Consider the following 14,861-nt stretch of genomic DNA (forward strand, 5'->3'; position numbering starts at 1 on the left):
ATATTCCAGAAAAAATTACATGAAGTTTTCATTAATAAAAGTGTTATTCATATAATTCTCCTAAAAATAGTAAGATAAATAAAAAAGAGCGGATTTCCGCTCTTTTTTATCCTTTTACGATTGAAATTATTGAATTCCTTCTGGTAACTTAATTGAATCAAACTTTTCATATGAATCAATCTTTATACTCACAACTGCATCCAATTTTTCCTTATCTGTACTAGCTTTTTTATCTGAGTTACTTTCACTCACTTTTATAGTTGTTCGCATCTCTTCAAATTTATAATCTCTTGTTATTATATATTCAATGTTAAACGCATCCATATTAAATCCTTCCGTTAATTTCTTCATATCTCCATTAATTTTTTGTAACGTATCTACCGCTTCTTTTCCCTTTAATTCAAGTGTAAGTTTATATGTGTCCCCATCCTTCTTCGCTTTCATTTTCTTAGCCAAAGCTTCCGGTAAATCTAACTCATTAAGTAAATTTTTACTGACCATTACATCATTTACATTAAATTGATCATTAGGTATCGTAACTAACTCTCCTGTATCAGGGTTTTTCACTTGAGCAGCGACCTTTCCATCTACTTCATACGTTACAATATCTGTACCACTTATTTTCATTTCAGCTCTAGAATTCTTCAGTTTCGGCTCCATCTGTATTTTCATTTTAATCTCTTCTGATTGGCTGCTCCCCTTCATTGACATAAGAGATGTCAATGTAAGATATTCCTCTTGTTTTAATCCGTCAGCTGCTTTTTTAAAAATATCTTTCGCTACTAACTCTTTTTCTTTTTTTACAGATACTGTTTTAGGTCCACTTATTTTTTCACTGCTACAACCAGTTGTTAAACCTACTATTAGCGCCAAACTAGATATTACAACCATTTTCTTCATAATGATCCTCCCCATTTCCCGCTTAAAAATATTTTCATCTCATGTATAGTAAATCAACTGAAATAAATATATATACAATAATTATTTAACCTCTAAACTAAACCAGTTATTCACTCCGTATACTAACGTAACTAATGCTCCTATTACACCAAAAACAACAATATTTATACCAATTGACGAACCGAATAAAACAGCCATCATTGACACCATCAGTAATAGCATGGCGATACTATTTATCTTAATTTCTACTATTTCGCCATCCTTTACTTTCTTTTCTTTACTTCCAAAAAAGAATTGTTTTACTTTAATATTCGCTTCATCTAATTCAAAAGGAAGCGTATATTCTTCGTTATTCTCAAGTTTCATTACTACTTCGTTATCTACCTTTACAGCAACTCTTGTTGCTCCGCCCATCATACCCGTTGCCCTTATTACTTTAATGCTCATATTAAATCCCCCTATTAGATTTCACTGCAACTATTAAGAAATTCCCCTTGTTGCACAATACTTCATCCTCAGTTCAATAAACATAATATTCCAAAAGATATTATAACAAGTCCCCGTCCAATATTTTGTCAAAATTTGTCGCGTTTCTACAAAAAGAATATTTTATCCATTATCATAGTAAAAAGACTCTTACAATAGTAAGAGTCTCTTTTATAAAGTAAAACCTTCATTAGCGGAAGGATTATTACTTCATAAAGCTGGGCCATCTGCAAATAGGAACATACTATCACTTCGGCTGTAAAGTTAATACTTTCCCTTCAATCCCATCTGTATTTAAAGTAGTCGTATGATACTCACCATTCACCCAATCATCTATTTGATCATGATACCAATCGCTTCTAAAATGTCCTGACTGTCCCGGCCCCACTATATGATAACCGTTTGACATATCTTTCGTATCAATGACAAATCTCCATGAAGCACCGTGATTTACAATACCGTTATCTCCGTAATTCGCTGCTTGAACCGTAACTTGACTTCCTCCAATTGGAACTGGTTTCTCACGATTAAATGCGAGTAGTGCTAATATACTAGATGATCTCGAAATTGGATGTGTAAAAGCAAGTTGATGGTAATCGCCCCACTTCCACTCTGTTACATTCGATCCATACTCCTTCTGTAATTTCTTCATTACATTCTCGTACGATGTATGCACAACTTCTGTGAAGCCTCCGTACTTCGTAAACCAAGCACTATTTTCACCGTTTACTTCTTTACGAATTAGTTCATCGACAACTTGTTGTTTCCCTTCAAATAACTCCATTACATCTTTCGGTACTTCTTTTGAAAATAACGTATTCGAAATCTCTTTCATTAACAAATGGAATATTAATGGTGCCGCTTCATCTTTACTATCGTAAAAGTTCCACTTTGTTAATTGTTTGACGCCTTCTTTCTCCACTTCATTTAAATCTGTTTTATTTAACTCTTTTAAAAATATAGGAGCAAATTCTTTCCCGTATAAATTCTTTTGATCCATCTGTAACTTTTGTAAATCTTTCACCGTATATTTTTCCTTCTCTTGTAAAAACTCTTGAATGCGCATTTGCCTATATGGCTGTGCCCACGTATTACTAATATGGTACGGATAATTATCATCAACAATTTTATTATTCGCAGTTGAAATGAACCCTTGTTTTGGATTTATTACTTTTGGAAGCTGATCAAATGGGATATACCCTTCCCATTCATATTCATCTGTCCATCCTGGAACTGGCAAACTACCATCGCCTTTTTTACGCACTGGTATATTTCCATTCGCTTTATAAGCAATTGTGCCGTCATTTGATGCAAACACAAAGTTTTGAGTTGGTGTATGAAAATCTTGAAGTGCAGTTTCAAACTCATTCCAGTCTTTCGCTTTATTCATATTTAATACAGCCTTTAATTCAGCGGAAGGCTCCAAAGCAGTCCATTTCAAAGCGAATACTGTTTTCGTTTTCTCTTTCCCCTTATCCGCAAACTCTGAAATTACTGGACCATGCCTCGTAACCGTAACGTTATACGGAATTGTTTTCCCGCCTTTTACTTTAATAGATTCATCAACAACCGTAGCCTTTTCCCATTTATCGTTATACAAAAATTCATTTTCATTATTAGGATTTCTCTTTTCAATATATAAATCTTGTACATCAGGACCAGTATTCGTAACACCCCATGCTATTTTGTCATTGTGACCTAATATAACACCTGGTACTCCAGCAAAAATAACGCCACTCACATGTAAATCTTTCATGTCAAGTCTCGTTTGATACCATATAGAAGGTGTCGCAAGCGATAAATGAGGATCATCCGCTAAAATCGGTTTACCAGACACACTCTTCTCACCGCTTATCACCCAGTTATTACTACCGTTAAACTCCGGCGGAATTACTGTCTTTGAAAAACTTTGTGCTACATTCACATTTGTATTTTTCAGTTCAGCTAGCAATCTAGGAGCATCTTTCGGATAAGCCGGAAATAGTTCAGCTGCTTGCTTTTCCGGAAGATTTTTCAACGCCCAATATCGAAATGCTTGTCCATGCCAATGTCCTCCTAAATCAAACGCCATATACTTTCCGATCGTTAAAGAGTCCACAATTGACCATTCAGCAGGTTCATAACCTAATAGAGTAAACTCCACTGGCAATTTCTTTTCGGCCTTCGCCTCACGTATAAAAGCATTCACCCCATCAGCAAATGACTGCAGGGCATATTTCGCTTCTCCATCATATTGATTTAAAGATGCTTCTGCCGCTCGCCGTAAACCGAGCGTTCGAAACAACTTATCTCTATCAACAGCTGCTTCCCCTACAACTTCACTTAACATACCAGAAGCTTGCCTTCTACTTAAATCCATTTGAAACAAACGATCTTGCGCTTGTACATACCCTTGCGAAAAATATAAATCATGTGCATTTCCCGCTTTAATATGCGGTACTCCTTTACTATCCCGCTTCACCGTAACAGCGTGTTGTAAATCCTCTAGCTTTATCGTTCCATCTATCTTTGGCATAGAACTAAGCGTATATATGTTCAAAAAAATCATAACGCAAATAAACAAAAAAAGAACGATACTACTAGACCAAATAAAAATTCTTTTTCCCCTATTTCGTTTCTTTTTTATGACGACTTCCATACAATCCCTCCTCTCTCAATCTATTCGCTTCTATTGTAAAAGAACCTTTTAGAAAAGAAGAAATCATTACTTGCTCATGCTATGGATCATACAAACTGAACACTTCTCTCTTACGCACTATTTCCTTTCCTTTACTGAATCTTACTCGTCCTTTCTTACACCAATTCCTCAAAATCCCATTTACATAAGCAAGTGTTCCCTTATTATTTTCAAACGCGATTTTAAGCGCCTCTAGTACTGTCTCTCCTGAAACTTTTTGTATCCACCCCTTCAATTCCTTCACGATATATGGAGATAGACTACTTATATTTTGTTCGTAAAACTTATAAACTTTACTATGCGAAGTAGCCTCTTCTACCGTTTCTACCTCTTTCATATCTTCTTTCTCTTCAATAACTGCTTGTGAACCCTCTTCTTTCGGCATACCAAAATACTGTAGTAATAATGGAATCTTGTATTCTTCTTCAAGACATTTACGTAAAAACATATGTATGAACTCGTTACTTTTCACAGTCTTTAACTCACGTAACACACACTTCTCTACATTCGTATTTAAAATAGGGTTATAATGTAGCCAATTTATTATGAATAACTCTTTTGTTTCTGTATCATATAAAATCTTCCCGTATTCCACAAACCGGTTCAATAACTTCTCAACAGTCTCCATACTGTAACCAGTTTCAAGCTCTGCCAAACGCTTTGGCAATATGTAAATACCACATTGCTTCGTTTTCGTACCAGTTAACAAATATATGTAAAAATAACGCTCTTCTGGCGTTAAATCTAATATGAATTCATCTTGCCAAAAGTTCACCTGCACATTACGGTACACCGCCATCAGTTTCCCTCCACTCTTTGCTAGCAAATAGGAAAATTCCAATCCTTCAATATAAATATAAGAATGAGGTAACGGTTTTGGCATTCGAATTTCAAATTTTTTTACTACTACTACACCGGTTTTATTTTTTCGCGCTTTTTTGTTCTTGTAGTTGTTTTTGTTTTTGTTTTTTCTTTTTCTTTTTCTTAGTGATTTATTACTTGGTAGGTGCTTATGAGGGGCTTTGAAGGGGCTTATATAGTGTTTGCATTCCCCTCTTATCTGATGTCTAATTACAAATGTCTCCAACAATCTTCATACATTGCAGACAGCCATTATGATTCACCTGCTCATATTTACCCGAAAACAAAAAGCACTTGTTGCCTTCGTAGACAATTCAGTGCTTTAAGGTTGAAAGTTTATAAATAAAAGTGTCTATAATCGACATAGTTGATTGAAATACAATTCTGTTACATTTATTTTAGTAACGATAATATGATACATACCGAATTATCTATAACTGAACGTTCTGGGCGAGATTTCATTAACACTGTTAATCCAATTAATGAAGTGACTAGCGTTTGTGCCAATGCTTTAGCATTCACATCACTTTGCAGTTCTCCAGACTGAATACCTTTGGCGATTAATTCTTGAAATATAACTGAAAGATACATTTGATGTTCTCTAGTCAACACTTCAAATTTTTCATTATGAGGGGCAATCTCAACCATTGTGTTAATACAAAAACAGCCTTTATTTGATTCTCTTTTATATTCCTCTTCCACCATATTTTCAAAAAACATACGAATTGATTCTTTGACAGATTGTTCTTTTTGAAGTTTTGTTCGAATGCTAGCTGCGTGTAAATTCGTGTATCTCCGTAATGTAGCTTCAAACAGCCCTTCTTTATCACCAAATGCCGCATATAAACTCGGTCTTTGTATTTCCATTTTAGCAGTTAGATCACTTAATGAAGTAGCAGCGTATCCTTTCTCCCAAAAAAGTTGCATAGCAGCATCCAAAGCTTTTTCTTTATCAAATTCACGTAGTCGGGCCATTTAATCCCTCCTCTTTTTTCACCTGTTTTCTAAATTATGAATCACGTTTTTATGTACTAATCAGTATATTATATATCGTATTAAATTATAAATGATATGTCAAAAGAAACTGAATTTATTTTACAATTCACTTGACATAGCAACTTATCCCTGATTATATTTGACTTACGAAATAACATACCGTTCAGTACATTATTTTAAAAACAAAAGGAGATGATATTATGGATACTAAAGAAAAAATGACAACTGCTCTTACACAGAATAATGATAAGTTCCAATCACCTATCAATACAATCATGCCCCGCTATATAACTCTATTATTTTCAATAGCTTGCGGGATGGCTGTGGCGAATATATACTTCGCTCATCCTCTACTTGATTCTTTATCAAATGAGTTTAAGATCAACCATTCAACTATTGGTGTCGTTATTACGATTACTCAAGTTTTTTATGCACTCGGATTACTTTTATTAGTTCCACTTGGTGATTTATTAAACCAAAAAAGACTTATTATTGTTCAAATGCTTTTATCCGTTTTCGCTTTAATTGTGGTCGGAGTCGCTCCTTCAAGTACCGTACTTTTTATAGGTATGGCCTTAGTCGGAATTCTTGCGACTGTTACGCAGACACTCGTCGCATACGCATCCATTTTAGCTAACCCAAAAGACCGTGGGCGAATAGTAGGTTTCGTCACGAGTGGTGTCGTAATAGGAATTCTACTTGCACGTACATTTGCCGGAACATTAACAGATCTAGCGGGATGGCGTTCCGTTTATCTTACCTCTGCTGTACTTATGCTCTTCGTAATTGGTTTGTTATATCGTAATTTACCTAATCTTGAACATAAAAAAACGGCTATGACCTATCGTAAACTATTACGTTCTGTTCTCTTATTATTTGTAGAAGAAAGGATCTTACGTATTCGCGGAATATTAGCATTGCTTATTTTTACTTCCTTCAGTATTTTATGGACTTCATTAGTTTTACCTCTAAGTGCTGCACCATATAATCTATCACATACAGCTATCGGAGCATTTGGTCTTGCTGGAGTTGCTGGTGCATTAGCTGCCACTAAGGCCGGACAACTCGCTGATCGCGGATTCGGAGAAAGAACTACTGGCATAGCCTTATCCTTATTATTACTTTCATGGCTCCTAATTAAATTAATGAACCATTCTCTATTCCTACTAGTTATCGGCGTTATCCTTTTAGATTTAGCTGTGCAAGCTGTACATGTCACGAACCAAAGTATACTTTTCACAGTGCGTCCTGAAGCAAGAAGTCGGCTCACTGCTAGTTATATGATTTTCTATTCTATCGGCAGTGCTACAGGTGCAATTCTTTCCACAAACATTTATGCAAGCTACGGATGGAACGGAGTTTGTATATTAGGTGCATCCGTTAGTGCTTGTGCTCTTTTATTTTGGGCAATGACCTTACGGCGATCGTCATAAATAAAGGCTGTTTTCTCAAAGATTGTTACTGCTAAAACTAAAAGGCAGATTTAATCTACAAAACGTGTAGAATACTTTGCTATAATCAACCCAGGATATATAATTATGGTTAATCGAAAGGAGGGATAATAATGAAACAAGTAGCTCTCCATCAATTGCACAAAGAGCATAATAAACGAATAGCAGAATTTCATAAAAAACACGAAATTGAAATTCAACGTGGTGAAAATGGGAACGGTTTGTTAGCTAAATGGGAAAGATTTTTTTATAACAAGGTAATTTTCCCTCTAAAGAATGTGAAATAATACCTACCTATTAAATGAATTGTCATCCTTGTACAGTTCATTTTTGTATCGCATTTTAAGTCAAATACGCATTACTCTTTTTTTCTTATTCAACTAAACTACTCCATTAGTTAAATAACAATAAACCACTGAATCTACCTAAAAAGCATCTGATTAATGATGCTTTTTATCTTTTCTTAATGCTTCAACTGTGAAATATTTAGATTTTTGGCAAGCTGAAATAAGTATTTGCTCTATCCAATTTTCAAATGCTAAGTTTTTATGTAACTCAAGCCAACGATATCAGTAGAGGTGACTATCCAAATAATACGTACAAACGCCTTGAAATCGTTCCATCCATCTTTTCAAGCGGCGATGAAAGTTATTAACGTGTTGTATGTGGAATATCCCTTTTTTTACTCGTTGATAGAGAGCAACAATCTATACGAAAACAGCCTAAATAAAAGGAGAATAATTTATTAGTGCATTTTTTAATATACTTTTTTTCAAAACTATAAAATTGTGAAAAATACGATTCAGGATTCTCCAGAACGAACAAAATCCGCTATGGATAATCTTCTAAACACTGTGCGGATTTCATATGCGCCACTACATGAAAAGGCAGTCGAGACTGCAAAAGAAGTTGGTATAGTTGAAGTAAAACGTAACAAGAAAAAAGCAGTTTTCTAAATGCTTACGAAAATATGCATTTAGAACTTGATAGAGAAAGACTCGGTTTCAAACGTAAATATGTAAGATGTAAAAAAACAAAAAGGGGTATCAATCTTTCTTGATTGATACCCCTTTTTACTTTGGTTACTGAACTAGCTCCGTAGAAAACATTCATTTAATTCTGGACAACTTATATGTTAAAAATTTCTTCATTCAATTTATAAACCCTATCTCTTTTCTCATCATTTTTGATAAAAGTAAGCTTTCCTTCTGTAACAAACCCTTCTAATATTAAGCATACTTGTCCAAAGGCTTTAGGCTTATTCGTTGTAAATCTTTCATCTGATATTTTACCAGATCGTATTAATTGTTCGCATAGCTCAAGTGCACTTATTTCTTCAGAATTAAATAATCCCAAAATATCTTTTTGCAAGGGCGATAAAGGTGCTGGGATCTCAGCTACCTCCACTTTTTCTTTTTCTTCTTCAAATAAATCTTCAAATGAAATTTGATTCATTACATCTTTTCCTTTCTAACAACTGATTTGTATAACATGAACTGAATCCTATAGGTACGAGAACTTTAAATATTAGTTATTGTTATGTAGTACTTACCTTATTACATGAATTTCAAACTCATGTACATCATTTCATATAGTATGTTTTGATTATACCAAATATACGTTCTGCCTTCTATTGTAGAATTTTTTATAACAGGAATAAAGGTAATAGTGAACATTTATCTCCTCGTTAGTTGTATATACTATGTGAAAAAAACGGAAATAGTTTACATAATAAAATTATAGTTCTCTGTTGAATTTCTACGCTAAAACGCAAAAAAAGCACTTGTTGCTTTTAGTTGACAATCAAGTGGCTTTAAGTTCATCTGTTTTTAAGTAACATTAAATTTGTCAGTTTTATAATAACAGTAGGACACCTTTTGTATATCATGACAACTACTACGTTAAAACTTACGAGTTTGTACGAGTTCGCTAGTTTTTTGTCCATTCCATGTGTTTATATTCATCACCCAGTAAAATGTCATCTCGCCTAAGCTCGTACTTCGTTTTCTATTCTATCATTGCACATAACACTCTATGATGGTACAACCATCATGGAGTATCTATTTTCAAACAACCTATTATTTTTTCTATCCACTTCACATAAACTTTGTTTTTCATTGATTTATATATGTGTTAATGTGTTTCGTTATCATATTCGCTTGTAAAATATAAATTAAGTAGTAAGTCTAATTCATTTGAACGAATCCTATATCTCTATTTACCTAGTGATAAAATATCTACTTATTCTATTATTATACTGGCCCCATAAAACTAGTAATAATAAGAATATGTTCCTTTAATTTGACCTTTTTTAAGTTCTCTACTTTTTCTGCTCCACCTAAACCTAATAGAGGTGTATAACCAAAACACTCCTCGTAATCTAACTCATTATATTGTTTAAGCGCTTCGGGATAAGGTTGCCAAGATAAATCTTCATCTCTAAATTCTAAATCAGCAATATTTTGAAAGAAAAATTCAAATGTAAACATAATGGTCTTTACTATACCATACCTGTAATTAAGTAATCTAACATATCCATCTGACCAAATAACCAAGTCTCCCATACCCGTAGCAAATAATACTATTGAATCCTTATATCTTTGACTACTCTCCTCCAAAATCTCTTTAAATCCCTCTGGATTTACACTTTTAAAATACCCTTGCATAAATGTACCAAATCCATAATTACTCCATAAATTTATTATTTCATTAGGTACTACATGTTTATACTTTTCAATGATTTCACTCGGAACTTTATTATGCAACTTAAAATCTTTTAAATATTGTTCCGTCTAAACTCCTCCTCTAATGTGTTAATTTTACATTCAAATAAGTACTTTTTAGTTGTTCTGGTGTCATGTTTTTGGCTAATTCCTTAATTTATTCATCAACAATATCAATTCTATACCGCCATTGACTACCTATAGAAGAATTAATCCTTTTATCTCCCATACCTCCTATTATTTCTGCCTTTCCACCTGCTATCTGGTCAGGGTTGTGAAGTGCAGCTTGAGTATCTAGCCATTCCTTGGCTTTTTTCTTGGCATTTGATAACGTTAATCCTTCTCTTTGTAGTTCATTTACCTTTTGTACATAAGCTTCTTCTCTAGCAGCTTGTTGAGCAGCATTACCTTCAATAGCTCGCCCCTGTGCTATGTATCTTTCACGATTTTTTAAATACTCATCCACTGTAAGCTCATTCATACCTTTTTCTTGGTCTTTTAATTGTCTCGCAAACTCTTCTGAATCATGTTTTACATTTCTATTAAAGTTCACTTCAATTTCTTTTATTTTAGGTACATCATTTAAATGCTTACCATTACCCGTACCCTTAGTAGGTACTTAAACACAAATTTAAAAAATCCACAGTGTAAAAGTTTATCACTGTGGATTCTTACATTTATTTTTCTTGGTAATGCACCATATCATAGGGGGGAGTATGAAGTATCTTTCAAAGTTGAGTCATCTAATTTTTAAATTTTTGCGATTGCTCCACTTTCAAAACTCCAGTAACCACTATAAATTTCATGTTTATTTTCATGTGCATCGTACCATGTTTCCGAATAAGTTCTCAAGAAACTTTCAATATAATAATTGGCTTTGAATTATCTCGACCGCTTTCTAGTTTAACATGCCCATCATTTGCTTTAGCCATTTCACTTTATTCTTTAAAAATCTTTCTCCTTCGCTCATAGAATCTAGTGAAATAGCACATACTATCTTAATTTTAATTTAAGTTGCTGTTTTAACAACTTCAATAATATCATGAAAATCTCGTGATAATTCTTCATTTCTACCATCTTTATACATGGAATATCCTTCCAATCCTCTATGGATAATAGCAAACATAGTAGGATGGAAATTTTTATCTGTGGAATTAATAAGAAACTGGCTAAATTGAACAGCAGACTCTAAAGAATAATTTAGTTTTTCGTTTAAAATCTGAATCATAGCACCTTGTATGTCAACAGGTTTAATATTTTTTTCGTGTCCTAATCCATTAAACATTCCAAAAAGGTATGCACCTAAGATTTGCTTTTCTTGTTCATCATTGATGTCTATTTTAAAAACCTTATATATGGTAGTGTTTATAATATTCATACATTCATTAAGGAAATCTTTATTTTCTTCCAAAAAAATTCACTCCTTATCATATAACTTTTATATTTCCTTTAGGATATTCTCCAGTCCACCCACATGGAATATAACCATTTATATATATTTCGTATAAACAATTATAAAATTCAGACTCGCATACTAAAGAATAACTTTTATATAGTGCGATATTCATTATATCAAATAAAATTTGACTTTTCATGTTTTCTAAAAGTTGTCCTTCACTAATCAGAACAGACAATTTTTTATCAACAATGGGAATAATTTCTTTTTTTATATCCATCGCTAAATTATTCCAATTTTTATTATACATTTCTTTATAATTCTTTGATAAATGTGAAGTAACATCTCCTATTCTATCTAAACAAAGGTTCTCCCACTTTAATTGATTAATACTTTTACTAGCCAATTTTAAAGTTGGTACTATCTCAAAATCAATTTCTAATTTCCTAGTGTGTGATAAAAAATCAATTCTACATAAAGACTTCACGACTTCATTTTCTAATCTCACTTTACTTCCTCCATCAAGGTTTTGGTTTAGGTAAATTAATTCTCCCCGGTATTCTAGGTACGAAATCATCAGCCAAAAGACCAGCATTTATTTGTTGCTTGATCGCTTCTGAAACTGCTTTGTTTGCTTGTGTTTCTGATAACCCTGCATTAATTAAAGAATCTCTCAATGTATTGTTATAGTCTGTTAAATTAGGTTTAAGCCCTGCTAGATCTCCATTTTTCCTGTAAACATTCCAAAAATCTTCTAAACTTTTATGAGCATTGTAATGGGGGCTATCTATATCTTTAAATATATTTCCTTCCAATTTTACAGAAAGTCCGTCATTTCTTGGAATATAGTCTCTAAAAGCAGCATCTTGATTCAAATGATGTGCTTGACCTGAAATTTCTTTATTTTTCCTCAGATTTTTGTATGAATCAACTAAGATATCATCGAATTCATTAGTCCCACTGGCTCCCTTACCAACATCACCCGTACCCTTAACCCCACCACTCTCCAAATTCGAGATCCTACTCTGAATACTCGCCTTTGAGGCAGCATGGGCTTCTTTGACTTTTCCGCTAAAGTTCGTTCCAGTTCTAACGACACTTCCATCTGGCAGTATTTCTACACCTTTAAAGATTGGGGATACGGAGTCCACACCTTTTGCTAATGTATTTTCAATTATATAATAATAGTAATTTTCATTAGCCTGAATTCATAAAAAATAATTTCTAAAAATTTATAGCATGTCTATCTATTAAAAAAGCACTCGTTGCCTTTAGTTGACAATCAAGTGCTTTAAACTTATATGTTTTCTAAATGTATAAATCTCTTTAAGTTTGTAAGTTTTATAACTTTATAGTGAAAGTATGACGCCTCTTATACGCTTTGAAATGTAATGTATTTTAACATAGGAGCTTGTAAGAGTTCGTTAGTTTATTGTCTTCCACATGTCATTATAGTTGTATCCTAATACGTATAGAATACACTATTTTATCCTTCCATTAACTTCTTCCTCATTTTATGTGTTTCTAAATCTGCTAATCTAACTGGAATAGGTAATCGACTTTCATTATTTATGCAGTTCATTACAACTTCAGTACTTGTATCTAAATCAATCCAGTTCCCACATGAAACAAAGATTGGCTTTACACAATACGAAGTCCTCAAAACTCTACCATATATATCACCATGAATTACAATGTCAGTGTAAGAACCTACTTCCTCTTTAGGCATCGTAGCGTCGACATTTTCTATTTTCAAATAGCTCTTTGCCACGCCAATTGTTGGTTTGTTTAAATACATTGCAGCATGGGTAGCAATTCCCATATGACGATAATGTAAATACCCATTTCCATCAAACATATATAAATCAGGTTCATTAGATAATTTCTTCGCGGCTTCAAGTATTAAAGGCAACTCACGAAAAGCAAGAAAGCCTGATATATAAGGAATACTTATTTCTCCATAACTATATACCTTTTCAACAACTTCCTTTGTATAATAATCAATCATTACGATACAACATGTACCATACGTTTTATTATTTACATCCCAGTAAGCTAAATCTATCCCTGCAATGTTTTTGATTTCATTAACGTCAAATCTATTCTCAAGATTTACTTTGGATAACAATTCATTCTGAATGTCGGTAAATTCATTTATCAATTTCATATTATTTAAATCTAAATTCTTCATTAGGTATCACTTTTAGAAACAGATTCAATCAATTTTAAATCTGTTTCTGCAGGGGAAATTTTTTGTTTTATGATACGACCTTTTTCATCCCATTCTGTATAATGGAGAGCTATCCCAAATTTATATTCTCCTTCAAATTTTAATTCTCCACTTTCATACCAGATTCTTTCGGTACCATTACTTTGTCCATGAATTAACTTTTTCACTGATTTTAAATTTCCATTTTTATAAAATTCTATTAACTCGCCCTCTATAAAACCTTTCACATAATTTGTATAATATATTAAATTACCATTATCATATAATTCGTAAGCTAACCCGGTAAAAGGTTTACCATTCTCGTCTTCCGGATTATCTAAAACTTCATCACTATAAGATGTAAACCATAAATCTTCGTCAAAGTCAGTTCCATGTTCTATAACATATTCTTTACTTAATATATCAATTTGATTTTCCAATCTTCTTCACCTCTGAGCTAAATTCAAATCCTTCAGTAATAAAATTACAATGTGGACAGGTTGGCATCATCATACCAGCCGGTTTTAATTTTTTACCAGAACGTACTACATGAGTGATAAAATTCGAAACACTTGCTTGTGAATTTGCAAGTAACGCTTGATTTAATGAATAAACTTCTGCGTGAGATCCCGCCCCATACGTAAATGTATATCCCTCTTTAATATTTTTGGGCATATTGGTAATCCGTTGTTCTATTAATGGATGTAACTCTTCTGGAATCTTACCTAAAGTATTATTGATTCCAAAGTAATACTTACCTGTTGTTTTGTCAAAAGTTCCAGCAACCGCAGGCCCCATCTCCCTTTTAGAAAGGCCTAGATTATTTAATCTTTCAACTTCTTTCGCTACAGCATCACGCAAATTAATCCTATCGTTTAATTCCTGGTGAGTAAACCGACCATATTTATTACGCAAATATTCTATTCTACTTAAACTTTCACCACTATTAGAAACTTTACCCGTACCCTTAACCCCACCACTCTCCAAATTCGAGATCCTACTCTGAATACTCGCCTTTGAGGCATCATGGGCTTCTTTGACTTTTCCGCTAAAGTTCGTTCCAGATCTAACGACACTTCCATCTGGCATTATTTCTACACCTTTAACGAATGGGGATACGGAGTCCACACCTTTTGCTAATGTAGTTCTAGTTATATAATAC

The 14,861-nt window shown here is 33.2% G+C and carries 15 protein-coding genes and 4 pseudogenes; 3 read left to right on the forward strand and 16 right to left on the reverse strand.

Features of this window, described 5'->3' with window-relative positions; genetic code table 11:
- Window positions 1-126 precede the first annotated feature (126 nt).
- The 5 genes from MHB76_RS15265 to MHB76_RS15285 all read right to left on the reverse strand — a co-directional run bounded on the left by MHB76_RS15265 (window position 127) and on the right by MHB76_RS15285 (window position 5,899).
- On the reverse strand, window positions 127-900 hold the full coding sequence (locus MHB76_RS15265) for a DUF6612 family protein (protein ID WP_002199938.1): 774 nt from the start codon (window positions 898-900) through the stop codon (window positions 127-129).
- An 81-nt stretch (window positions 901-981) separates the two neighbouring features.
- The gene (locus tag MHB76_RS15270) at window positions 982-1,347 is read right to left on the reverse strand and encodes a hypothetical protein (RefSeq protein WP_002199937.1); all 366 of its coding nucleotides are present in this window, start codon (window positions 1,345-1,347) and stop codon (window positions 982-984) included.
- Window positions 1,348-1,633: 286 nt separating this feature from the next.
- Window positions 1,634-4,024 (reverse strand): penicillin acylase family protein, encoded by a 2,391-nt coding sequence (locus tag MHB76_RS15275; RefSeq protein WP_340987016.1) that lies wholly within the window; start codon window positions 4,022-4,024, stop codon window positions 1,634-1,636.
- Window positions 4,025-4,103: 79 nt separating this feature from the next.
- Window positions 4,104-4,946, reverse strand: coding sequence for a DnaD domain-containing protein (locus tag MHB76_RS15280; RefSeq protein ID WP_340987018.1), 843 nt, complete (start codon window positions 4,944-4,946; stop codon window positions 4,104-4,106).
- A 371-nt stretch (window positions 4,947-5,317) separates the two neighbouring features.
- Window positions 5,318-5,899 (reverse strand): TetR/AcrR family transcriptional regulator, encoded by a 582-nt coding sequence (locus MHB76_RS15285; protein WP_340987020.1) that lies wholly within the window; start codon window positions 5,897-5,899, stop codon window positions 5,318-5,320.
- A gap of 221 nt (window positions 5,900-6,120) precedes the next feature.
- Here MHB76_RS15285 and MHB76_RS15290 point away from each other — a divergent pair, with 221 nt between their 5' ends.
- Window positions 6,121-7,353 (forward strand): MFS transporter, encoded by a 1,233-nt coding sequence (locus tag MHB76_RS15290; RefSeq protein WP_340987022.1) that lies wholly within the window; start codon window positions 6,121-6,123, stop codon window positions 7,351-7,353.
- 131 nt (window positions 7,354-7,484) lie between these two features.
- Complete coding sequence (locus tag MHB76_RS15295; protein WP_002013769.1) at window positions 7,485-7,658, forward strand: hypothetical protein; 174 nt, start codon at window positions 7,485-7,487, stop codon at window positions 7,656-7,658.
- Window positions 7,659-7,811: 153 nt separating this feature from the next.
- On the opposite strand, the pseudogene MHB76_RS15300 reads toward MHB76_RS15295, so the two are convergent.
- Window positions 7,812-8,063: pseudogene (locus MHB76_RS15300) on the reverse strand (IS1595 family transposase); the annotation flags it as partial.
- A gap of 90 nt (window positions 8,064-8,153) precedes the next feature.
- Between MHB76_RS15300 and MHB76_RS15305 the strand changes: the two are divergent.
- Window positions 8,154-8,431 (forward strand): annotated as a pseudogene (locus MHB76_RS15305) (hypothetical protein); the annotation flags it as partial.
- Window positions 8,432-8,499: 68 nt separating this feature from the next.
- Here MHB76_RS15305 and MHB76_RS15310 read toward each other — a convergent pair.
- From MHB76_RS15310 to MHB76_RS15355, 10 genes and pseudogenes are all read right to left on the reverse strand, one after another.
- Window positions 8,500-8,826 (reverse strand): DUF3895 domain-containing protein, encoded by a 327-nt coding sequence (locus MHB76_RS15310; protein WP_002013774.1) that lies wholly within the window; start codon window positions 8,824-8,826, stop codon window positions 8,500-8,502.
- 797 nt (window positions 8,827-9,623) lie between these two features.
- Window positions 9,624-10,136, reverse strand: a complete 513-nt coding sequence (locus tag MHB76_RS15315) for a T6SS immunity protein Tdi1 domain-containing protein (RefSeq protein ID WP_340987025.1) — start codon at window positions 10,134-10,136, stop codon at window positions 9,624-9,626.
- 40 nt (window positions 10,137-10,176) lie between these two features.
- Window positions 10,177-10,647: pseudogene (locus MHB76_RS15320) on the reverse strand (polymorphic toxin type 15 domain-containing protein).
- A gap of 124 nt (window positions 10,648-10,771) precedes the next feature.
- A pseudogene (locus MHB76_RS15325) lies at window positions 10,772-10,931 on the reverse strand (PoNe immunity protein domain-containing protein); the annotation flags it as partial.
- Between the two features lie 172 nt (window positions 10,932-11,103).
- Window positions 11,104-11,505 carry an Imm48 family immunity protein gene (gene imm48, locus MHB76_RS15330; RefSeq protein ID WP_002128141.1) on the reverse strand — a complete coding sequence of 134 codons (402 nt, stop codon included), beginning with the start codon at window positions 11,503-11,505 and terminating at the stop codon, window positions 11,104-11,106.
- 16 nt (window positions 11,506-11,521) lie between these two features.
- A complete protein-coding gene (locus tag MHB76_RS15335) occupies window positions 11,522-11,998 on the reverse strand; it encodes a hypothetical protein (RefSeq protein WP_002128144.1) in 477 nt (158 codons plus the stop codon).
- A 13-nt stretch (window positions 11,999-12,011) separates the two neighbouring features.
- The gene (locus tag MHB76_RS15340) at window positions 12,012-12,641 is read right to left on the reverse strand and encodes a type IV secretion protein Rhs (protein ID WP_445661354.1); all 630 of its coding nucleotides are present in this window, start codon (window positions 12,639-12,641) and stop codon (window positions 12,012-12,014) included.
- Window positions 12,642-12,976: 335 nt separating this feature from the next.
- Entirely contained in the window at window positions 12,977-13,681 is a 705-nt protein-coding gene (locus tag MHB76_RS15345) for an endonuclease V (protein ID WP_002128135.1), read from the reverse strand.
- Entirely contained in the window at window positions 13,681-14,139 is a 459-nt protein-coding gene (locus MHB76_RS15350) for a toxin-antitoxin system YwqK family antitoxin (RefSeq protein ID WP_340987027.1), read from the reverse strand. The genes MHB76_RS15345 and MHB76_RS15350 overlap by 1 nt, the downstream gene beginning before the upstream one ends.
- Window positions 14,123-14,788, reverse strand: coding sequence for a YwqJ-related putative deaminase (locus MHB76_RS15355; RefSeq protein ID WP_445661355.1), 666 nt, complete (start codon window positions 14,786-14,788; stop codon window positions 14,123-14,125). The genes MHB76_RS15350 and MHB76_RS15355 overlap by 17 nt, the downstream gene beginning before the upstream one ends.
- Window positions 14,789-14,861 lie beyond the last annotated feature (73 nt).

Source organism: Bacillus sp. FSL M7-1345 (genome assembly GCF_038006985.1).
Classification (GTDB): domain Bacteria; phylum Bacillota; class Bacilli; order Bacillales; family Bacillaceae_G; genus Bacillus_A; species Bacillus_A cereus_U.